Source organism: Maricaulis sp. (genome assembly GCF_015665295.1).
GTDB lineage: Bacteria > Pseudomonadota > Alphaproteobacteria > Caulobacterales > Maricaulaceae > Maricaulis.
The window spans coordinates 12,982-32,239 of sequence record NZ_JADFAJ010000018.1 but is presented as its reverse complement, the minus strand read 5'-3'; the positions used below and the strand labels follow the sequence as shown (position 1 = coordinate 32,239).

Sequence of the window (19,258 nt, the reverse complement as noted above, 5' to 3'; positions counted from 1 at the left end):
ATTGCCTGCCTCGGCGGGCCGGGCTAGGTGCGGGACATGTCTGTTCCGTCCCTGACCCGGCTCGACGTCATCAAGCGTGCCTGGCCCCTCGTCTTTGCCAATGCTGCCGTCCCGCTCGCCGGAGTCGCCGACACCTTCGTGCTCGGCCTGTCCGGCGACAAGGCTGACCTCGGCGGCGTGGCGCTGGGCGGCGCGCTGTTCTCGGTCTTCTACTGGAGCTTCTACTTCCTGCGCATGGGCACAACCGGCCTGACTGCCCAGGCGGACGGGGCCGGAGAGCGCGCCGAGACCCAGCGCATCCTGCTGAGAGCCCTCGCGATAGCCGCCGCCTTCGGGCTGGCCATCTTCCTGCTTCGCGACCTGATCGCACTGGGCGGCTTTGCCCTCCTGCAGGGCGAGGCCCGCGTCGAGGACAAGGGCGCCGACTACCTCCTCGCCCGCGCCTGGGGGGCACCGGCCGCCCTGGCCTGCTTTGCGCTCTCGGGCTGGCTGATCGGACTGGGACGCAATGCCGCGACGCTCGCCATCTATGTCGTCTTCAGCCTGGTCAATATCGCCCTTGATCTGTGGTTCGTGCTCGGGCTGGGTCTTGGACCGGGCGGGGTTGGCGCCGCGACCGCAATCGCCGAATGGGTCGCACTCCTGGTCGGACTGGCCTTCATGGCTGATACGCTGCGCCGCCAGGAGGGCTGGGCCGACGGCGTTCTTGACCGTGCCCGCCTGCTAGATCCCGCCGCCATCCGCGAATTGTTCCAGGTCAATGTGAACCTGATGATCCGGACCTGGTGCCTGGTGATCGGCTTTACCTGGTTCGCCAATGCCGGCGCCCGGCAGGGCACGGCAGCGCTGGCCGGCAATCACGTCCTGCTGCAGGTCATCTCGGTCTGGGCCTTCGTCCTTGATGCCTTCGCCTTCGTGGCCGAGACCGAGGCGGGACGCGCCTTCGGTCGACGCTCGGTGACCGATCTGCGGCGCTCGGTCCTGTTGACGGGCGAACCCATGCTGCTGGCCGGCGGCGCCTTTGCAATCGCGACCTGGCTGTTCGGCCCGACCGCCCTGACCGCGCTCATCGAAGACCCCGAAGCCCGCGCCGCGGCGATCGCCTACCTGCCCTGGTGCGCCGTGGTGCCGCTGCTGGGCGCGCCAGCCTGGTTGATGGATGGCATCTTCATCGGCACGACAAGTGGCAAGATACTGCGCAATGCCGGACTGGTCGCCGTCGCGGTCTATCTTGCCGCCGACGCGATCCTGTCACCCCTCTACGCCAATCACGGCGTCTGGGCGGCTTTCCTGATCTTCTACCTGGCTCGCGCCGCGACCCTGATGAGCGCCTATCCGGCGCTCGAGCACCGGCTTCACTCGACGCCGACAGCCTCGCCGACCGACGCGAACCCGTCCACCTGAAGCCGCTCGGCGAGTCCGCGCTTGATCCGCTGGACCAGACCGGGCCCCTCATAGATCAGGCCGGTATAAAGCTGGATCGCATTGGCGCCGGCGCGGATCTTGGCGTAGGCAGTATCGGCACAGGCGATGCCACCGACGCCAATGATCGCCATCTCCGGTCCGGCCGCCTTGCGGAAGACACGGACCAGCTCGGTCGAGCGCGCGAAGATCGGCGGGCCGGACAAGCCGCCCCCCTCGCCCATATGGCCGCTGACAAGACTTTCCGGCCGGGTCAGGGTGGTGTTGGAGATAATGATGCCATCCAGCTTGTGGCGGGTGATCGCCGACACCATCACATCGGCTTCGGCGTCATCGATATCCGGCGCAATCTTCAGGAAGACCGGAGCCTTGGCTCCAACCGCCGCGACAGCCGTCAGCAAGTCATCGAGTGCACTGGAGGATTGCAGCGTGCGCAGGCCGGGCGTGTTGGGCGAGGAGACATTGACCGTGAAGAATTGCGCCAGGTCCTGCAGCGCGGCCAGACAGGTGACGTAATCGCTGACGCGGTCCTCACTGTCCAGATTGGCCCCGAGATTGACGCCGACGATACCCGGTCGCCCAGCGCGTTTCTCCAGCCGCGCCCGGAAGACGTCGAGCCCCTGATTGGGGAATCCCATGCGGTTGATGACGGCGCGATCCTCGGCCAGCCGGAAAATGCGCGGACGTGGCTTGCCGTCCTGGCTGCGCGGTGTCACCGCGCCGCATTCAACAAAGCCGAAACCGGCTGCAAGCAGCGCATCCGGCGCTTCGGCATTCTTGTCGAAGCCGGCAGCGAGTCCCACCGGATTCGGCAGATCGAGGCCCGCCAGCGACGTCTTGAGTATCGCCGGATCGCGGCGCAGCTGACGGGGTCCGAGACCGGCCTTGAGTCCGAGGAGACCCAGCCGGTGGGCAGTCTCCGGCTCGAAGGCGTGCAGAAGCCGGGTGGCGAGATCATGGATCATGAGCGGCTCTCCAGATCGGACGGGAGGATCCAGTCACCCTCCTCATTGCGACGGACATGCCGGATGCCCCGCACGACGCTGGCCGGTATCGCGCCATAGACATGCGGAAAGAGCGCGCCGCCCCGGGATTTCTCCCATTTCACGCTGCCACCCAGCGCCTCAAGGTCGATCTCGACGAGAAGCAGGCGCTCATGGCTGTCATAATGCTTGATCAAGGTTCCCTCGACCTGGTCGGCAGCCGACAGGTGGATGAAACCGTCGGCGACATCATGCGGATCACCGGTGAAGCGGCCCTCGGCCATCACCTGCGACCAGCGATCAATGGTGGCCAGTCGATATGCGGTTCGTGTGGTCATGGGCACCCACTAGCCCCGGGGGCGGATTCGGGCAAGCACGCGACTCGCGCATGGGACAATTTTCCTATAGCGTTTCTCGCCCATGCTGACCCATGAGGACATCTGGCGCGGGATCGACCGCCTTGCCCGGCACGCGCAGACCAGCCCGTCCGGATTGGCCCGTCGCGCGGGCCTTGATTCAACCACCTTCAACCCGTCCAAAAGAGTTTCCGCCGACGGCAAGAAGGCGCGCTGGCCATCGACCGAAAGCATCGCCAAGGCCCTGGCCGCTGCCAATCTGGGTTTCGATGATTTTGCCGGCCTGATCAGCGGCCAGCCACGAACGTCCGCCCTGCCCTCGCGCGGGCTGGCGGATGGCGGGACCAGCGACCCCTTCGACGCGGCGGGCCTTCCGGTCGGCGCCGACTGGGAGGCCATTCCCTTTCCCGGCCTTGCCCCGGGGGAAGCCTATGCCCTGACGGTCCAGGACGAGACGATGCTGCCAGTCTATCGACCCGGCGACCGGCTCGTGGTGTCACATGAGGCGCCGACGCGGGTCGGCGACCGTGTCATCATCCAGCGGCGCGACGGAAGCCGGGCCGCCTGGACGCTGGCCGAGAAGACCGTGCAGGGGGTCCGCCTGACGCCACTCGACCCGCTGCGCCCATGCATCACCCTGCCGCTGACCCATATTGCCTGGATCGCCCGTATCGTCTGGGTCAGCCAGTAAGCGCAGATCACCGCTGGAGGCGCGAGTCGGCCCAGGCTGCCGCCGCCCGCCGGTCGTGAAGGCGGGACGCAAACTCGTCCAGCTCGCCCAGGATAGCGGTCTCGAATGCATCGCGCGGCGGCAATTGGCGCCCGGTTTCAACCAGTTCACGGATGCGCATGTCATAGGCCGGCTCATCGAGCGCGGCCAGTCCGAGCGCTTCGAAATAGCGCGGAGCGGGACTGCCCGGATCAAGGGCGATCGCCTGCGAGTAATAGCCCATTCCGGCTTCCACCGAAGCATCGAGGGCGCGCAGACCGCGCGAGCCGCCGCGACGCGCGACCTCGAGATGCCATGCGCCCAGCATGCCGAGCGCCCAGGCATTGTCGGGCTGGCGGGCGACGACTTCTTCGAGCAGGTCGCGGCCGCGCTGCGGCAGCCGGGTCAGATAGGCGCGCCAGCCGCTCATGTAGCGGCCGCGGAAACCGAGGGCAGCAGCGAGCCGGAGGCGCGCTTCAAGATGATCCTCGTCCAGGTGCAGGGCGTATTCGGCAAGGTCGATGGCACGCTCGGCAAGCGCTTCGCGATCGACGCCGGCATCCTCGACCATCAACCTGGCCAGCAAGGCTCCGGCCGCGAAGGCATAACCGTCTGCGGTCTCAAGGCGTTGCGCTTCATTCGCGGCGCGCTCCCAGGCACCTTCGCGGTAGGCCGCCTCGGCGGCGGCACGATCGGCCTGGACCGGCGCGGACAGGACAAACAGGGCAAGGAGCACGATGAAACGGATCATGGGGGAAACACTAGATCAGCGGTGCGCGGGCGCAAGCGGCAGGCGCGACTTTTCGCGCGCTGGTGTGATGTGCCGAACGGGCTAGGTTCGATCCCGTACAAGGAAACCTGCATGACCCTCGCCTTCTCGCCCCCGAAACCGCCCTATGCCAGCTATAGCGGCGTCGGCAAGCTGATGCCGTCGGACTACTGGACGTATTTCAGGGCCATGCAGCGCAATCCGCTGGAAATCTGGGGCGAGCACCATTTCTCGATCCGGCTGGCGCCCTTCCGCTTTCTCGGCCGGTCCAGCCTGATCCTCAATGATCCGGCTGCGATCCATCACTGTTTCGTCGCGAACGCCGCCAACTTCACCATGAACCCGCTGCGCCAGGCGGTACTCCGCCCCTTCCTGCGCGACGGGCTGCTCACTGCCGAAGGCGATATCTGGAAAACCGCGCGCAAGGCCGTGTCCCCCGTCTTCACGCCGCGCAAGGTCAACGGATTTGCGCCGCAGATCCGTGCCGTGTGTGACAGTGCGGCAGAGCGCCTGGCCGGCCAGGCGGGGGCGACGATCAGCGTGTCCGACCTGATGGTTGATCTGACCCTGGACGTGTTGATGGAGACGCTGTTTTCCGGCGACGAAGCGCTCGACAAGGCGCGCTTCACGCGGGGCATATGTGACCTCCTGGAAATCTCCGGCATTCCGCACCCGTTCGACCTGATGCACTTGCCGGGCTGGATTCCACGTGTTGGCCAGGGCAAGTCGCGCCAGGTCATCGCCGACCTGCGCGACCAGGTCGGCGCAGTCGCGTCAGCCCGCCGGGCTGCGCCCTCGCCCGAGCAGGCCGGCCGGACACCCGACTTTCTCGACCTCCTGCTCGGCGCCGGGCTGGACGATACGGCCGTCATTGACAATCTGCTGACCTTCCTCGCGGCTGGCCACGAAACCACGGCCCGATCACTGGCATGGACCCTCTATCTCCTGTCGCGTGACACGCAATCGCGCGAAAGGGTCGAGGCGGAGATTGATGCGGCGGACCTTGATGGCCGCGAGGCGGCCGGCTGGACCAGTCAATTGCCCTTCACCGAAGCCGTTTTGAAGGAGAGTTTGCGCCTCTACCCGTCAGCGCCCATGCTGGCCCGGACGTCGCAGGAATGGGATCTGGTGGTTGGCCTGCCGGTGCCTGCGGGAACCGATGTCCTGGTCTCGACCTGGCTGCTGCACCGCCAGCGCGACATCTGGCAACATCCCGACGAGTTCCGCCCCGACCGCTTTCTCGGCGACGCGGCTGCCGCCATCCCGCGCGACGCCTACCTGCCCTTCGGACTGGGGCCGCGCGTGTGCATCGGTGCCCGTTTTGCGATGATGGAGATGGTGATTGTGATGGCCTGCCTTCTCCGGCACCTGCGCTTCGATTTCGCCGGAGAACGCGATCCGGTGCCGGTGATGCGTATCACCCTGCAGCCAGACACACCCATGCCGATGCGACTCAGCGCGCGCTAGCGCTGAAAGCGCAGCCGGATGTTCAGGGACGGAACCGCATCGGATTGCCGCGATAGCCGGTCGCGGAACTGACCCTCGGAAGTCTCGACCCGGCTGGTTCCGGCGCGGTCACGGTCGGACCGGAAGGAAAGCCGCAAAAAGGCCGCGCGCCGCACCTCCCATTCCGACCAGAGATTCACGTAGACGCCCTCGGACCGGTCGAGCGTGTTGACCAGAACCGGGCCGGTGGCAGACGTGCGCACCCCGTCAAAGACGTAGATGCTGTCGCGCCGATCGCCATTCCAGCGTGTCGCGACCCCGGTACGCCAGCGCCCGGAATGTCGCCATTCGCCGTCCAGATCAACTTCCAGCCCGTTGTTTTCCTTTCGGATCTCGGTCAGCCAATAGTGCGTGGCGGGCCCCCGTTTCCTGAACCTGACGGCGGCGACATAGCGCCCATCCGCCCATTCCTGGCGCAGACCAAATCTCAGCTCGTAATCACGGTGACCGGACGTGGTGCGGGAAAAGCCCTGCAGTGGGTCGAGCCGGTCTGACCAGCGACGCGTCGCCTGGCCATCCATCCGCAGGCCGTCGAACCCGAACCGCGCGAGGTCCAACTCGAATTCGGCTGTGAGGCGTGCCACGCGCTCTTGCGATATATTGGCCGGACGGACATTGCCGTCGCTGTCGAGAATACTGGAAACCGGATTGTCCGACCGGCGCGCGACAGCTTCCAGGCGCACCAGGTCGCGCTCGCCCGAACGCCGGTCCAGAGTCACCTGATGAAGCCAGTCACGCGGTGGTTCAAGCGTGGCGGCGCCGGCCGTGCTGAGGGCGTTGTCCAGATCGGTTGAGGCGAGAAAGAGCCCCAGATCCAGCTGGCCCACTCGCCGCTCGGTGCTGAGCCGAAGCGTCCAGGTCTCGGACAGCGCCCAGTTGAGATCGGCACGCGGCGCGATATCGGTCAGGCTGAGTGCCGCGCCGCCTTCATTGGAACTGTCGAGCGCGAATTGCTCGACCCGGCCCCCGAGCGTGACCGACACGTCGGAAGCCGGCGTCCAGGTTCCTGATGCGAGCAGCGCCGTGCGGGTTTCCTCGACCTCGGCATCATCACCATCAACCTCCTGTTCGACACCATCAATAAAAGCCGAGGACGTGCCGGTGAGCGTGTTGCTGGCCCAGGCCGCACCGGTCTCGATCACCAGCCGGTCGCCCGGGCGCCAGCGCAGATCTGCCCGGGCAGCGGTCTCGCCGGTCTCACGTCGCGAATCGGAGCGGCTGGAGACCCCACCGGAAAGCAGATCATCGGTATTGACCGCCTCGCCCCGGCGCCGGGTCACCAGGGCAGTCAGCTGGATGGCGTCGTTCCAGTCATGACGCCAGCGGGCAGACCCGAAATGCGAGAGGAAATTCCAGCGCCCGCTCTCCAACGCACCATTTTCCGGCAGGGCGTCCGGCGCCGGCCGGCTGGCATCGTCGCGCCGCTCGCTGGACAGGCTGAATTCCAGCTCGTTGTCAGGGTCGACCAGGACACGCGCCAGGGTCTGCCAGTCGCGCCGCGTCCGGCTTTCGATCTCGTCGACCGAGGCGCGCGCAAAGGGCTCATCGGCGGTCGAACTGCGGATTTCCGAATAGTCCGTCAGGCTCTCGTCATACAGATCTATTCGCGCCTCCAGCTCGACCCGGCCGGATGTGAAGGCGGTGGTCAGCTCGCCCTGGTATTCCTCGCCACCGTCCTCGCGGGGTTCAAGCTCGATGCGACCGTCAACGCGCGTCGCCGCGGTCGAACGGGTGACAATGTTGAGGACACGCGCATAACCCTGCATGTCGACTTCGCGGGCGCCGGGTTCGATCAGCTCGAGGCGGATTACATCCTCGACGCGGATGGCGCGGATGCGCCCTTCCAGCGAGCCGCTCCCGCGCGGCGGCCGGCGACCATTGATGAGGACATTGCCCTGCGCCCCGGACAGACCCCGGACATTGTCGCCGCCATCAAGACCGAAGCCGGGCAATTGCCAGACCAGGTCGAGCGCCGTGCGGGGCAGGAACTCGGCGAAGGCGGCGGGCGTGTAGACAGCGACACCCGATTCCGGCGCAACCAGGCCGGCATCATCCGCCAGCGACGCGGCCGGTGCCAGGCCGGCGAGGCAGAGCCCTCCCGCCAGGGCCAGTAAACAGCCGTGTGTCCTGGTCAATGCAAAACCCTTCCCGGATGCGCGCGCCAAGATCGGCGCATCTGGTTAGGGAATTGCGATGAAATGGCTGAAAATCCAGCCTTTCGCGCAGATAAATGCAGCGCCTCCTTTCCTCGCGCAACCGGGTGCCTGACCTAGCCTTCCGGATACTGGAAGACCGCATCAAGACCGACGCGGAACACGCGGGCAATCTTGAACGCAACCTCCAGCGAGGGCGAATACTTGCCCTGTTCGATGGCGATGATGGTCTGCCGCGTCACGCCGACCTGTCTGGCCAGCTCGGCCTGGGTCATCTCGCCCGCATGAAAGCGCAGGGTGCGGATCTCGTTTGTGATGGGGGTGGATTTGGCCATCACACCCCCCGACGGTAATCGACCATTTTGGACACGCCCTTGACCAACTCGCTCGCGACCAGTCCGGCCAGGACGAGGTTGGCGATCAGGACGTAGGGCTGGGCGGTCATTGCCGACGCCATTGCCGCCAGGGCGAACAGGGCCAGCACAAAGCCGCCACGCTGGTCGCCGCGCATCTCGACCAGCCTGTCACGCTCGTCGGCATTCTCATTGGCTTCCGATGGGGCGGCCATGGCGATGGCGATATTGGCCACGATGGAGGCGATGATGATGATGCCGACCGTGACCAGCATTTTCGTATTGGTCAGATCAAGCGCGTCCTCCGGGCTTGTCGCCCCGCCGAACAGGACGCCGGCCGAAGTGGCGAAATACCAGGCATAGGCGCCGCCGGTCACAACCAGCATGGCGATATTGCTTTTCTCGTGAAAACTCATGTCAAACGCTCCATTCTCTGTGTCTGATATTTTTGACATGACGCTATGTAAGCAGGACCAGACTTAGTGTCAAACATTTTGAACATTTTTCTACACAAGAAAGGCCCGCCGAGGCGAGCCTTTCCATGAAATCAGGGGTTTGCGAGCTCGCCGGCGAGGCCGGATTCGATCAGCTTGATGGTTTCGCCGACGCCGTAAATGGCGACAAAGGAGCCAAAGCGCGGTCCCTGGGACTGGCCGAGCAGGACTTCATAGAGAGCCTGGAACCAGTCGCGCAGATTGTCGAATTCCTGGGTCTTGCCGGCCGCAAAGACCTCGTCCTGGATCTTTGCCGCATCGCGCTCGCCGGCATCCATCGCACGAAGCCGGGACAACAAGTCCTCCATGGCCGCGCGCTCCATGTCATTCGGGGCACGGAAGGATTTGGTCGGTTCGACGAAGTCCTGGAAATACTGCACGGCAAAACCGGCCAGCTGATCGATCAGCGGGTGGCTGGCCGGCGTGGCGCCCTCCACATAGCGGCCGATAAAACCCCACATCACCTCGGCATTATGGGCCGAGGCGGCCGAGGCCAGGTTGAGCATCAGGGCAAAGGAGATCGGCGAGGTATCGGTCGGCGGATTCCCGTCATGGATATGCCAGGCCGGGTTTTCCAGCTGCTGCGCCGGCGTCTGGCCGGCATAGGCCGCCAGATGCTGCATATACTCGTCTACCGCCTTGGGTATGACGTCAAAATACAGGCGCTTGGCCGTCTTCGGCTTGACGAAGTTGTAATAGGACAGGCTCTCCGCCGGTGCATATTTCAGCCAGTCCTCGACCGACAGGCCATTGCCCTTGGACTTGGAGATCTTCTCGCCCTTCTGGTCGAGGAAGAGTTCGTAGACGAATTGCGTCGGCGGTTCGGCGCCGAGGATCCTGCAGATGCGCGAATAGATCGGCGCATTGGTCTGGTGATCCTTGCCGAACATCTCGAAATCAACGCCCAGGGCCGCCCAGCGCATGCCGAAATCGGGCTTCCACTGCAGCTTCACATGACCGCCGGTGACCGGCAGCGTGGTCTCGATGCCGTCCTCATCGTCAAAGGTGATCGTGCCGGCTTCGGCATCGACCGCCTTCATCGGCACATAGAGGACCCGGCCGGTCTTCGGCGAGATCGGCAGGAAGGGCGAATAGGTCGCCTGGCGTTCCGCCCCCAGCGTCGGCAGCATGACCGCCATGATGTCATCATAGCGCGCGGCGGCACGGCGGAGCATGGCGTCATAGGCGCCGGACTTGTAGAGCTCGGTCGCCGACTGGAAGGTGTAGGTGAAGCCGAACCCGTCGAGAAAGCCGCGCAGGCGGGCATTCATGTGGGCGCCGAAACTCTCATGCGTGCCGAACGGATCGGGCACCACGGTCAGCGGCTCCTGCAGGTGCTGGTTCAGCATGTCCTGCTGCGGCAGGTTGTCGGGAACCTTGCGCATGCCGTCCATATCGTCGGAGACGCAGATCAGCTGCGGCTCATAGGCGCCGCCGGTCAGCGCATCGAAGGCGCGCAGCACCATGGTGGTGCGCACAACTTCGCCGAACGTGCCCATGTGCGGAAGCCCCGACGGGCCATAGCCGGTCTCGAACACGACCGGCCCGGATTTTCGCCCCAGCTTGTCCAGACGCTTCTTGAGCAGGCGCGCTTGTTCAAACGGCCAGGCTTTTGCGTTTTGGGCAAGATCGGAGACAGACATCCCGGGTAACTTTCTCAAACAGGTGAACAGAAGGCTCGCGAGGTAGAGGGGATGCACGGGATGGTCAAGCGGGCGGGGCTTGGTGCCCCCCCATTCCCGCTCCCGCGGGAGTGGGTCAGGTTGAAGCGGAAGTGCCGACGGCAGCAAGCATCCCTCATCACCCTCCGGAGACTTTCTGCCGGGCGAGAAGGGCAAGGAGCGGTGCCCTGTCACCACACACCGTCACCCAAAAGACACACTTCGCACCGATCCAACCCAAACGTGTCAAATTCGCCTTGAACGGGAACACTTGCGGCGGCATAAGCCGCATCCCGTCAGCCCCGTTCGGGACCAAGCCCATCGGTCCTGCGCACACGAAGAGTCGATCATGAACCCAGTTCAGACCCGATATCGCCTCGCCCGCCCGGCCTGTTGGCCGACAGCGGTTGTGCGCGCGGAGGATGACGCTTCCACCCGGTAGACTGACCCCCCAGTCCCGGTTGTTGGCCCTCCCGAGCGCTCGCTCGAGGAGGGTTTTTTGTGTTCCGCGCCGCTGCCCCCCCGATCGCGGCCGGAATGCAGGACCCAGGGAGGGAGTGCGACCCCCGACGCGCTCCCTCCCGTTAGGGCGCGGCCTCGTCCAGCGACCAACCGGCCTTGCCGCTGAGCTTGCGGGCGAGGAGATGGATGAACAATCCGGCCGGGCCGAACATGAAGGTGAAGAGCAGCGCCGGCGTCACGATCCAGCGGCTCAGGCCGATACGGCGGGCATCGCGCACGATCCAGGCGCCGACGAAGAGGTCGAAGACCAGGAAATGGACCCAGCCGGTGAGCAGGCCGACCGGGTGCGAGAACAGGGCGTGCACCGCGCCAAGACTGGACATCCCGGCCTCTGGGTCGGACTGGCCGAAGCCGATCCCCAGCGTCAGGAAGGCCAGATAGATCGCCGCCAGGACCAGCGGGATCAGCGCGCCGTGCACGAGGCGCTGCGTCCACGCCCAGCCAGGCGCCAGGATCAGGAGCGCCCAGGCCGGCACGACTGACAGGTTGAGGACGGAGTAAAGCATGTCATAGCTCATCACGAGCTCCTTCCGCGACGGATCAGGACGCACCAGCCTACATCATCCGGGTTCGTGATCTGCAACCTGCCTTGTTACTGACTGACCAGTCAGTTATAACACGGTCATGACAGCGCTCCCGAAACGCCGCCGCCGCCCGGACGCCCGCCCGGATGAAATCCTTGATGCCGCCCTCTCTGTGTTCTCGGCGAAAGGCTTCGCCGCCGCACGTGTCGAGGATATTGCCCGCGAAGCCGGGCTGTCGAAAGGCGCGGTCTATCTCTATTTCCCCTCCAAGGAAGCGATGCTGAACGGGCTGGTCGAGCAATCAGCCGGCCAGCTGGCCAAGGCTGCCGAACAGCTCGTCGCACTGGGCGCGCCGCAGGACCCGGAGGCCGCCTTTCGCGGCCTTCTGCGCATGTTGTTCACAGCCATGGGTGATCCCGACATCAATGCGGCACCGCGCCTGGTGTTCGCCGAAGCCGCCCGCTTTCCGGAGATCGCTGCCCATTATCGCAGCCAGGTCCTGGACGTCGCCCGGCGCGCCCTGCGCGCCCTCCTGGCGGCCGGTGTCCGGAGCGGGGCGTTCCGCGATGTCGATGCCGATGCCTTCATGCGCGCCACTGCCGGTCCCGGCATCGCCCACATGGCGCTGACCTCAATTTTCGGCTTTCCGCCCGACCGGCTCACCGATCCCGCCGCGATGGCCGACGCCCTCGCCGACATTCTCCTTGACGGTCTCAAACCGCGAGTTGCCGCCCCATGATCCGCTTTCGCCTCCCCGCCCTCCTTCTGACCCTGCCACTCCTTGTCAGTGCCTGTGGCGCCGAGCCGGATACCCGACTGCACGGCTATGCCGAGGGCGATTTCATCCGCATCGCGCCGCAACAGCCCGGCCTCGTGATCGACACCGCTGCGCGTGAAGGCGGGCGGATCGCCCGTGGCGATGAACTGCTGCGCCAGGACGCCACCGCCGAGATCGCCGCCCTGGCCGCCGCCACCGCCCGTATCGACGCTGCCACCGCGCGCTATGATGATGCGCTGGCCGGGGCCCGCGATCCGGAAATCGAGGCGGCTCGGGATCTGTTGCGCCAGGCGCTCGCCGCCCGGAATGACGCGACCCAATCGCTCGAGCGCAGCCAGGCCCTTTTTGCCGACGGTCATGTTTCGCAAGCCCGGCTCGACGCGGTCCGCGCGGCCGCAACGGCAGCGGATGCCCGCGTCGATGAAATGCGCCAGCGTCTCAACATTGTCCGGCTGCCGGCCCGGGCTGACCAGCTGCGCGCGCTACAGGCCGAGATCGCCGCTGCCGAAGCCGAGCGCGATGCCGCCACCTACCGGTTGGACCTGCGCACCGTCCGCGCCCCTGTCGATGCCCGCATCCATCGCCAGCTGCGCTTCGTCGGCGAACAGGCGGGACCGGGCACGCCGGTCTACGAGCTCCTGCCCGATGGCGCGGTGCATGCCGTGCTGTTCATCCCGGAACCCTTGCTCGCCGGCCTGCCGGTCGGAACCCGGCTCGATGTGAGCTGCGACGCCTGCCCGTCCGGTCTCCGCGCGGCAATCACAACGATTGATGACGAGGCCGAGTTCACCCCGCCCATCCTTTATTCCGACGCTGAACGGGCGCGTCTGGTCTATCGCGCCGAAGCCCGTTTCAGCGGCGACACGCCGCCACCGGGCACACCGCTCTTCCTCGAGCCGGCGCAATGATTGACGCTCTCGCCATCGACGTGCACGGCCTGAGCAAATCCTTTGGCGGCACCCGCGTTGTCGACGGCTTCGACATGGCTGTCCCGTCCGGCAAGATTTATGGCTTTTTGGGTCCGAACGGATCCGGCAAGACGACCACGATCCGCATGATGTGCGGCCTGTTGAAGCCCGATGGTGGCGGCGGCAGGGCACTGGGCCTCGACATCATCCGCGAGAGCCGCGAGATCAAGGCCCGGGTCGGCTATATGACCCAGCGCTTCTCGCTCTATGGCGACCTGACCGTGCGTGAGAACCTGACCTTCATGGCGCGCCTGCATGCCCTGCCCGAGGTGCGCAATGTTGTCGACCAGGCGCTGGACGAGTACGATCTGGCGCCGCGCGCGAAACAGCTGGCCGGCAATCTGTCCGGAGGCTGGAAGCAGCGCCTTGCGCTCGCCGCGGCGTCGCTGCACCAGCCCGGCCTCCTGCTCCTCGACGAACCGACAGCCGGGGTCGACCCCAAGGCGCGGCGTGATTTCTGGGACCGCATCCGGCGGCTCGCCAAACAGGGCGTCACCGTGCTGGTCTCGACCCATTACATGGATGAGGCGGTGCAATGCGACAATATCGCCTTCATCGCCTATGGCCGAAAGCTGATCGACGCCCCTGCGGGCGAGATCCCCGCGCGCATCGGCCTGCATACAATCCGCATCGAGGGCCCGGGCCTGCAACCCGTCTACGACGCGCTGGAGCAGGTTCCGGGTGTCGAACAGATCGCGCGCTTTGGCGCAGCCCTGCACATATCCGGTCGCAATGCCGAAGCTCTGGCCGCTGCTGCCCGCCCCTATGACGGGCGGGACGGGTTCAGCGTGAGCGAGGCCAAGACCGGGCTGGAAGAAGCCTTCATCTGGCTGATGAGCGGCGCTGAGGACAATTTCAAGTGAACAGCCTCACGTCATGAAAAGCCTGTCCCGCATTCTCGCCATTCTCGGCAAGGAATTCATCCAGATGCTGCGTGACCGCCTGACCTTCGGCATGATGGTCGGCATTCCGGTCATGCAGCTTTTGCTGTTCGGCTATGCCATCAATACCGACCCGCGCAATCTGCCGACCCTGGTCGAGATGGGTGATAGCGGCCCGGCCAGCCGCGCCATCCTGCAGGCCATGGAAACCTCGGACTATTTCGACCTGGTCGGCACGGTCGGGCCCGGCAGCTCGGTGGAAAACGCCATGCGCGACGGTGAGGCCGCCTTCATCGTCACCATCCCGCCTGGCTTTGAACGAGCCCTCGCGCGCGGTGAACGGCCGCAAATCCTGCTGGATGTCGATGCCACCGACCCGGTCGCCGCCGGGGCCGGCAGCGGCGCTTTCGCGACCATCGTGCAGCAGGCACTGGAACCCCTGCTCGGTGAGATCACACCGCCCGTCGAAGCCGTGATCCACCGGCGCTATAATCCGGCCGGCCGGACCGCGCTCAACATCGTGCCGGGCCTGCTCGGCATCATCCTGACCATGACCATGGCCATGATGACCTCGATGGCGCTGACCCGCGAGGCCGAGCGCGGCACGCTGGAAGCCCTGCTGTCGACACCCACAAGGCCGCATGAGGTGATGATCGGCAAGATCACGCCCTATGTCGTGGTCGGCTTCATCCAGGTGGCGATCATGCTGGCCGGCGCGCGGTACCTTTTTGGAGTGCCCTTCCTTGGATCACCGCCCGCCTTCCTGGTCGCTGTCTCACTCTTCATCCTGGTCAATCTGGCGCTGGGATTTTTGTTCTCGACCCTGGCGCGCAGCCAGATGCAGGCGATGCAGCTGACCTTCTTCGCCTTTCTGCCCTCCATCCTGCTGTCCGGCTTCATGTTCCCCTTCGCCGCCATGCCGCACTGGGCCCAGGCCATCGGCCAGGTCATCCCGGCCACCCATTTCATCCGGGCGGTCCGGGAAATCATGTTGAAGGGCGCCGGTCTGGATCATGTCTGGCCGCAGATCTGGCCGCTGATGATCATCTTCGCGGTCATCGCGACGGTGGCGATACTGCGCTATCGCCGGACGCTTGATTGAGTGCGCAGGCGCTAACCCGCCCACTCATCATCGAAAATGCTTTCAATGGGTTCGCCGAACAGCCGGGCCAGCTTGAAGGCCAGCGGCAGGGACGGGTCATACTTGCCGGTCTCCAGTGCGTTGACGGTCTGGCGCGAGACATCGAGCCGGTCGGCCAGTGCCTGCTGGCTCCATCCCCGCTCGCCGCGAAGTTCCTTCAGCCGGTTCCTCATCGCACCTGCACCTGCTGAACCATGGAGGCGATGCTGTGCGCCACAGCCGCGATCGGCAGCAGCATGGTCATGTTGAGCGGCTCCATGACGCCATAGATCTCTGCGACGCCGAAGATCGCGCTGGCCAACAGCATGGCAAGCGTGGCGACTGCCGCAGCGCGCACCTGCATGCGCGCCAGCATCTCGTCGATCGAACGGACATAGCGGACCACCTCATAGCCGTAGATGAGGAGCGGCAGGCAGGTCAGGCCGACCAGCGGCCAGGCCGAGGCTGCGTCCCAGCCATTGCGCGACGGGTCGAGCGTTTTGTCGATCACCACGAGGATTGCCGTGAAGGCGATCATCGCCACGAAGGTGCGCCAGAAATAGCGCCGGGTCACCGACGCCTGTCTTTCGCTCGCGCTCATGACACATCCCTGTCGCGGCCGCCGAACAGGAGCGAAAAGATCCGCGCGAGAGCCATCACACCGAGAATGAAGACCGTCAGGCCAGCCATTTTCATTTCAGCGGACAGGCCACCCATCACATCCCGGACAATGTCGAGCGACGGTCCGGCCATGCCGGCCAGGAAAATGGTCGGCAGGAAGACCAAGGCGAACAGGGCCAGCGACACCAGGCTGGGCGCCGCGCCCGCATCACCGAAATCCTTCATCCATTCACGCATTGTCATGAATACCTCCTGTGGTGTTTGTAAAGTGACCTTGACTATATGGTGTAAAGGAAACTTGTCGTCAAGGGAGCTTTACAATCATGGCCACGAAAAAGGCGCCCGGTTACCCGAGCGCCTCCTTTCAACCCGTGTCAGGCAGGCCTATTCGGCCGGCTCGTCGACCTTGTTCGGTTGTTTCGTCACCCGCAGGTAGGGCTTGATTTTCTTGTAGCCGGCGGGGAAGAGCTTGTCGGCTTCGGCATCCGTAATCGACGGGACGACGATGACATCCTGGCCGTCTTCCCAGTTGACCGGCGTGGCGACCTTGTAGCCGTCGGTCAGCTGCAGGCTGTCGATCAGGCGCAGCACCTCGTTGAAGTTCCGGCCCGCACTCGGCGGATAGGTGAAGGTGGCGCGGATCTTCTTGTTCGGGTCGATGATATAGACCGACCGCACCGTGAGCTTGGGATCGGCATTCGGGTGGATCATCGAATAGAGCTCGGACACCTTGCGGTCGGTGTCGGCGATGATCGGGAAATTCATGCGGACATTCTGGGTTTCCTCAATGTCCCTGATCCAGCCCTTGTGGTCCTCGACGCTGTCGACCGACAGCGCAATCGCCTTGGCGCCGCGCTTGGCGAACTCGTCTTTCAGCTTTGCCGTGAATCCGAGCTCGGTGGTGCAGACCGGCGTGTAATCGGCCGGATGGGAGAAGAAGATCACCCAATCATCGCCGATCCAGTCGTGGAAACTGATCGGTCCTTCGCTCGTCTCGGCTTGGAAATTCGGGGCGATATCGCCCAACAACAGGCCCATGGCTTTCTCCTCGGTTCAAAACGCGATGAAACTGGCCTAGGAGTAGGTGCGCCTTGTCCGCCGGGAGTTCAAGTCCCGAACCGGCTGGTGCGACAGAATGTGAACCTGCCGACCCGACCACCAGACTTGCGGACGCCATGACTGCCACATTGATCCTGATGCGACATGCCAAGGCCGTCGACCGGCTCGAAGCGGAAGATGATTTCCAGCGCGGCCTGACCCCGCGCGGTCGCCGCGATGCCGGCGATGTCGGCGAGGCCCTTGCCGAGCTCGGCCTTGCCGCCGATATCGCCCTTGTCTCGCCCGCCTGGCGGACCCGCCAGACCTTCGACCAGCTGGTGCCGCAACTGGGCGCGCCGAAGATGGAGGATCCGATGGCGCTCTATCACGCCTCGACCGACATGCTGGAACGCGCCACGCGCGATGTGCTGGTACCGGGGCGGACCATCCTTCTGGTCGGCCACAACCCCGGCATTGGCGGCTTCGCCCACAAGCTCGGCCAGATTTGTGGCGCCAGCCGCAGCCTGCCGCCAGGCTACCCGACCGCGACGGCCGCCGTGTTCGAGCTTGCCGATTGCGATCTTCGCCAGCCCAGCTTTGTGACCTGTATCGATCCGAAGTCGTAGCCCGCACCCACTCGCCTTTTGCGTGCAATCATGCTTTCCTGCACCATGAGAGGTGGCGGGAGGCTGTGTCATGACCCCACTCGATGGCGACGATGCGTCCCGGACTCTGCCCGGGACCGAAGCACGGGACGGTCCCCGAGCCCGCCAGGACCGACCCTGGCTGCCGGACGGCGGACAGGCGTTCCGGCCAACCCGCATCGCCCAGCTGCCCCGGCCGCTGGCGCACATGTGGTGCGACCAGGCGGCTTACGGACTGCCGCGCCGGGCACCGCAGCTCAGCGCCCATGGCCAGGCATCGCGGGGACTGGCCATCACGGTTCTGCTCGGCCTGCTGGCTGGTTTCGCCCTGCTCCTGTTTGCGCCCGGCCTGGCTGCCGCGCTGGCGGGAGGTCTGGTCTGCCTCCTGTTTGCCGCCCTGATCGGGCTTCGCCTGGCCGCGACGCTGCTGGCGCCGCACTGGCAGGCTGCACCGTCTGTGCCAGACGCGGATCTGCCGACCGCCTGCATCATGGTCGCGATGTATGATGAGGCCCGCGTGGTCGGCCAGCTGGCGGCAAGCCTGGCCGCCATCGACTATCCGGCCGACCGGGTGCAGTTCAAATGCGTCCTCGAGGCCGACGATCATGAGACGATCCAGGCGGTCCGCGCGCTCGGCCTTGATGCGCGGTTCGAGATCATCCTCGTGCCGCCAGGCGAGCCCCGCACCAAGCCGCGCGCCCTCAATTATGCCCTGCGCCTGTGCCGCAGCGAGCTGGTCACGGTGCATGATGCCGAGGACCGGCCGGACCCGGCCCAGCTGCGACGCGCCGCCGAGGCCTTCCGGGCCGGCGATGCCCGCCTCGCCTGCATCCAGGCTCCGCTGAACTGGTTCAATCGCGAAGAGACCTGGCTGACCCGCCAGTTCGCACTCGAATACGCAGCCCATTTCAACGCCCTCCTGCCGCTCTACCAGCGTCTCGGCTGGCCGCTGCCGCTCGGCGGCACCAGCAATCATTTCCGGCGCGACGCCCTGCTGCGGGTCGGCGGCTGGGATGCCTGGAATGTGACCGAGGATGCCGATCTGGGTCTGCGCCTGCATGCGGCGGGCTATCGCTGCGGCCTGATTGCGCCCACCACCCTGGAGGAAGCGCCGCTGCGGCTTGCCCCCTGGATCAAGCAGCGCACGCGCTGGATCAAGGGCTATGCCCAGACCCTGGCCGTGCTGGCGACCCGACCGGATACACCCTGGAAGCGGCTCTGGCCGGGCGCCCTCGTCCTGGGCGGCGCCGCGCTGTCGGCCCTGATCCACGGCCCGCTCAGCCTGGCCTGCCTTGCCATTCTGGTGCTGTCACCGGCCGCCTCATCGTCCGGGCTGGCAGCCCTCGCCTTCATGCTGGTCGGCTATGCCAGCGCGATCGGCTGTGCCGCGGTCGCCATGCGACGCGCCGGACTGGCCTGCCGCCTCCGCGACCTTGCCGCCATGCCGGCCTGCTGGCTGTTGCAGACACTTGCAGCCGCGCGGGCCTTGCGCCAACTCCTGATCGACCCACATCACTGGGAGAAAACCGAACACGGCCTCAGCGCCATGACGGGGCGGCCATGTACCTTTCACTCATCCCCACCCTCCTTGGCCTTGCCGCCTGCATCGGGCTGTTTTTCCTCGCCCGCTGGCGCGCCAGCCAGCCGGTCCGCCCGGAGCGAGGCCCCCGCCTCATCCCCTGGACCCTGATTGCCCTGCTCGCCGCCGCGGTCGGCATCGTGATGGTGGCGCACCTGGTCGAGCTGGGTGGCATGG

21 protein-coding genes are annotated in these 19,258 nt (G+C 65.6%); 9 read left to right on the top strand and 12 right to left on the bottom strand.

The genetic code is table 11. From position 1 onward, the window contains the following. Window positions 1-36 precede the first annotated feature (36 nt). Window positions 37-1,404 (top strand): MATE family efflux transporter, encoded by a 1,368-nt coding sequence (locus QZZ02_RS09430; RefSeq protein ID WP_291843931.1) that lies wholly within the window; start codon window positions 37-39, stop codon window positions 1,402-1,404. Here the strand turns inward: QZZ02_RS09430 and QZZ02_RS09425 are convergent. Then, on the bottom strand, window positions 1,356-2,387 hold the full coding sequence (locus QZZ02_RS09425) for a quinone-dependent dihydroorotate dehydrogenase (RefSeq protein ID WP_291843930.1): 1,032 nt from the start codon (window positions 2,385-2,387) through the stop codon (window positions 1,356-1,358). The two genes, QZZ02_RS09430 and QZZ02_RS09425, sit on opposite strands and share 49 nt — an antisense overlap. Then, window positions 2,384-2,743: a DUF952 domain-containing protein gene (locus QZZ02_RS09420; RefSeq protein ID WP_291843929.1), complete on the bottom strand. Its 360-nt coding sequence runs from the start codon at window positions 2,741-2,743 to the stop codon at window positions 2,384-2,386. The genes QZZ02_RS09425 and QZZ02_RS09420 overlap by 4 nt, the downstream gene beginning before the upstream one ends. 82 nt (window positions 2,744-2,825) lie before the next feature. On the opposite strand from QZZ02_RS09420, the gene QZZ02_RS09415 reads away from it, so the two are divergent. Continuing rightward, on the top strand, window positions 2,826-3,452 hold the full coding sequence (locus QZZ02_RS09415) for a helix-turn-helix transcriptional regulator (protein ID WP_291843927.1): 627 nt from the start codon (window positions 2,826-2,828) through the stop codon (window positions 3,450-3,452). Between the two features lie 7 nt (window positions 3,453-3,459). On the opposite strand, the gene QZZ02_RS09410 is transcribed toward QZZ02_RS09415, so the two are convergent. Then, on the bottom strand, window positions 3,460-4,221 hold the full coding sequence (locus QZZ02_RS09410) for a hypothetical protein (RefSeq protein ID WP_291843926.1): 762 nt from the start codon (window positions 4,219-4,221) through the stop codon (window positions 3,460-3,462). 111 nt (window positions 4,222-4,332) lie between these two features. Between QZZ02_RS09410 and QZZ02_RS09405 the strand changes: the two genes are divergently transcribed. After that, a complete protein-coding gene (locus tag QZZ02_RS09405; RefSeq protein ID WP_291843925.1) occupies window positions 4,333-5,706 on the top strand; it encodes a cytochrome P450 in 1,374 nt (457 codons plus the stop codon). On the opposite strand, the gene QZZ02_RS09400 is transcribed toward QZZ02_RS09405, so the two are convergent. From QZZ02_RS09400 to QZZ02_RS09380, 5 genes are all read right to left on the bottom strand, one after another. Continuing rightward, entirely contained in the window at window positions 5,703-7,880 is a 2,178-nt protein-coding gene (locus tag QZZ02_RS09400) for a hypothetical protein (RefSeq protein ID WP_291843924.1), read from the bottom strand. The two genes, QZZ02_RS09405 and QZZ02_RS09400, sit on opposite strands and share 4 nt — an antisense overlap. 134 nt (window positions 7,881-8,014) lie before the next feature. Continuing rightward, window positions 8,015-8,233: a helix-turn-helix transcriptional regulator gene (locus QZZ02_RS09395; RefSeq protein ID WP_291843923.1), complete on the bottom strand. Its 219-nt coding sequence runs from the start codon at window positions 8,231-8,233 to the stop codon at window positions 8,015-8,017. Beyond that, a complete protein-coding gene (locus QZZ02_RS09390; RefSeq protein ID WP_291843922.1) occupies window positions 8,233-8,667 on the bottom strand; it encodes a hypothetical protein in 435 nt (144 codons plus the stop codon). The genes QZZ02_RS09395 and QZZ02_RS09390 overlap by 1 nt, the downstream gene beginning before the upstream one ends. Before the next feature lie 131 nt (window positions 8,668-8,798). Then, the gene (locus QZZ02_RS09385; protein ID WP_291843921.1) at window positions 8,799-10,388 is read right to left on the bottom strand and encodes a lysine--tRNA ligase; all 1,590 of its coding nucleotides are present in this window, start codon (window positions 10,386-10,388) and stop codon (window positions 8,799-8,801) included. A gap of 602 nt (window positions 10,389-10,990) precedes the next feature. Then, the gene (locus tag QZZ02_RS09380) at window positions 10,991-11,446 is read right to left on the bottom strand and encodes an ABA4-like family protein (protein ID WP_291843919.1); all 456 of its coding nucleotides are present in this window, start codon (window positions 11,444-11,446) and stop codon (window positions 10,991-10,993) included. Between the two features lie 106 nt (window positions 11,447-11,552). On the opposite strand from QZZ02_RS09380, the gene QZZ02_RS09375 reads away from it, so the two are divergent. The 4 genes from QZZ02_RS09375 to QZZ02_RS09360 are packed head-to-tail and all read left to right on the top strand — an operon-like array spanning window position 11,553 to window position 15,181. Next, entirely contained in the window at window positions 11,553-12,191 is a 639-nt protein-coding gene (locus QZZ02_RS09375) for a TetR/AcrR family transcriptional regulator (protein WP_291843918.1), read from the top strand. Next, window positions 12,188-13,138 carry an HlyD family efflux transporter periplasmic adaptor subunit gene (locus QZZ02_RS09370; protein ID WP_291843917.1) on the top strand — a complete coding sequence of 317 codons (951 nt, stop codon included), beginning with the start codon at window positions 12,188-12,190 and terminating at the stop codon, window positions 13,136-13,138. Before QZZ02_RS09375 ends, QZZ02_RS09370 begins: the two co-directional genes overlap by 4 nt. Then, window positions 13,135-14,061: an ABC transporter ATP-binding protein gene (locus QZZ02_RS09365; RefSeq protein WP_291843916.1), complete on the top strand. Its 927-nt coding sequence runs from the start codon at window positions 13,135-13,137 to the stop codon at window positions 14,059-14,061. Before QZZ02_RS09370 ends, QZZ02_RS09365 begins: the two co-directional genes overlap by 4 nt. Window positions 14,062-14,074: 13 nt before the next feature. Then, window positions 14,075-15,181, top strand: coding sequence for an ABC transporter permease (locus QZZ02_RS09360; protein WP_291843914.1), 1,107 nt, complete (start codon window positions 14,075-14,077; stop codon window positions 15,179-15,181). Between the two features lie 11 nt (window positions 15,182-15,192). Here the strand turns inward: QZZ02_RS09360 and QZZ02_RS09355 are convergent, their stop codons facing one another. The 4 genes from QZZ02_RS09355 to QZZ02_RS09340 form a co-directional block, all read right to left on the bottom strand. After that, entirely contained in the window at window positions 15,193-15,393 is a 201-nt protein-coding gene (locus QZZ02_RS09355) for a helix-turn-helix transcriptional regulator (protein WP_291843912.1), read from the bottom strand. After that, window positions 15,390-15,800 carry a hypothetical protein gene (locus QZZ02_RS09350; RefSeq protein WP_291843911.1) on the bottom strand — a complete coding sequence of 137 codons (411 nt, stop codon included), beginning with the start codon at window positions 15,798-15,800 and terminating at the stop codon, window positions 15,390-15,392. Before QZZ02_RS09350 ends, QZZ02_RS09355 begins: the two co-directional genes overlap by 4 nt. Beyond that, complete coding sequence (locus tag QZZ02_RS09345) at window positions 15,797-16,063, bottom strand: hypothetical protein (RefSeq protein ID WP_291843910.1); 267 nt, start codon at window positions 16,061-16,063, stop codon at window positions 15,797-15,799. The genes QZZ02_RS09350 and QZZ02_RS09345 overlap by 4 nt, the downstream gene beginning before the upstream one ends. A gap of 141 nt (window positions 16,064-16,204) precedes the next feature. After that, window positions 16,205-16,858 carry a peroxiredoxin gene (locus QZZ02_RS09340; protein WP_291843908.1) on the bottom strand — a complete coding sequence of 218 codons (654 nt, stop codon included), beginning with the start codon at window positions 16,856-16,858 and terminating at the stop codon, window positions 16,205-16,207. Window positions 16,859-16,995: 137 nt separating this feature from the next. Here QZZ02_RS09340 and QZZ02_RS09335 point away from each other — a divergent pair, with 137 nt between their 5' ends. Together QZZ02_RS09335 and QZZ02_RS09330 are read left to right on the top strand one after the other, a co-directional pair. Beyond that, a complete protein-coding gene (locus QZZ02_RS09335; protein ID WP_291843906.1) occupies window positions 16,996-17,484 on the top strand; it encodes a histidine phosphatase family protein in 489 nt (162 codons plus the stop codon). A 70-nt stretch (window positions 17,485-17,554) separates the two neighbouring features. Next, window positions 17,555-19,192, top strand: coding sequence for a glycosyltransferase (locus tag QZZ02_RS09330; RefSeq protein ID WP_291843905.1), 1,638 nt, complete (start codon window positions 17,555-17,557; stop codon window positions 19,190-19,192). Window positions 19,193-19,258 lie beyond the last annotated feature (66 nt).

Coding starts and splice junctions, on each gene's coding strand:
- QZZ02_RS09410 (WP_291843926.1), bottom strand. CDS start 4,221: ATGATCCGTTTCATCGTGCTCCTTGCCCTGTTTGTCCTGTCCGCGCCG.
- QZZ02_RS09405 (WP_291843925.1), top strand. CDS start 4,333: ATGACCCTCGCCTTCTCGCCCCCGAAACCGCCCTATGCCAGCTATAGC.
- QZZ02_RS09330 (WP_291843905.1), top strand. CDS start 17,555: ATGACCCCACTCGATGGCGACGATGCGTCCCGGACTCTGCCCGGGACC.
- QZZ02_RS09350 (WP_291843911.1), bottom strand. CDS start 15,800: ATGAGCGCGAGCGAAAGACAGGCGTCGGTGACCCGGCGCTATTTCTGG.
- QZZ02_RS09430 (WP_291843931.1), top strand. CDS start 37: ATGTCTGTTCCGTCCCTGACCCGGCTCGACGTCATCAAGCGTGCCTGG.
- QZZ02_RS09365 (WP_291843916.1), top strand. CDS start 13,135: ATGATTGACGCTCTCGCCATCGACGTGCACGGCCTGAGCAAATCCTTT.
- QZZ02_RS09360 (WP_291843914.1), top strand. CDS start 14,075: ATGAAAAGCCTGTCCCGCATTCTCGCCATTCTCGGCAAGGAATTCATC.
- QZZ02_RS09385 (WP_291843921.1), bottom strand. CDS start 10,388: ATGTCTGTCTCCGATCTTGCCCAAAACGCAAAAGCCTGGCCGTTTGAA.
- QZZ02_RS09335 (WP_291843906.1), top strand. CDS start 16,996: ATGACTGCCACATTGATCCTGATGCGACATGCCAAGGCCGTCGACCGG.
- QZZ02_RS09345 (WP_291843910.1), bottom strand. CDS start 16,063: ATGACAATGCGTGAATGGATGAAGGATTTCGGTGATGCGGGCGCGGCG.
- QZZ02_RS09415 (WP_291843927.1), top strand. CDS start 2,826: ATGCTGACCCATGAGGACATCTGGCGCGGGATCGACCGCCTTGCCCGG.
- QZZ02_RS09355 (WP_291843912.1), bottom strand. CDS start 15,393: ATGAGGAACCGGCTGAAGGAACTTCGCGGCGAGCGGGGATGGAGCCAG.
- QZZ02_RS09375 (WP_291843918.1), top strand. CDS start 11,553: ATGACAGCGCTCCCGAAACGCCGCCGCCGCCCGGACGCCCGCCCGGAT.
- QZZ02_RS09425 (WP_291843930.1), bottom strand. CDS start 2,387: ATGATCCATGATCTCGCCACCCGGCTTCTGCACGCCTTCGAGCCGGAG.
- QZZ02_RS09390 (WP_291843922.1), bottom strand. CDS start 8,667: ATGAGTTTTCACGAGAAAAGCAATATCGCCATGCTGGTTGTGACCGGC.
- QZZ02_RS09340 (WP_291843908.1), bottom strand. CDS start 16,858: ATGGGCCTGTTGTTGGGCGATATCGCCCCGAATTTCCAAGCCGAGACG.
- QZZ02_RS09370 (WP_291843917.1), top strand. CDS start 12,188: ATGATCCGCTTTCGCCTCCCCGCCCTCCTTCTGACCCTGCCACTCCTT.
- QZZ02_RS09395 (WP_291843923.1), bottom strand. CDS start 8,233: ATGGCCAAATCCACCCCCATCACAAACGAGATCCGCACCCTGCGCTTT.
- QZZ02_RS09380 (WP_291843919.1), bottom strand. CDS start 11,446: ATGAGCTATGACATGCTTTACTCCGTCCTCAACCTGTCAGTCGTGCCG.
- QZZ02_RS09420 (WP_291843929.1), bottom strand. CDS start 2,743: ATGACCACACGAACCGCATATCGACTGGCCACCATTGATCGCTGGTCG.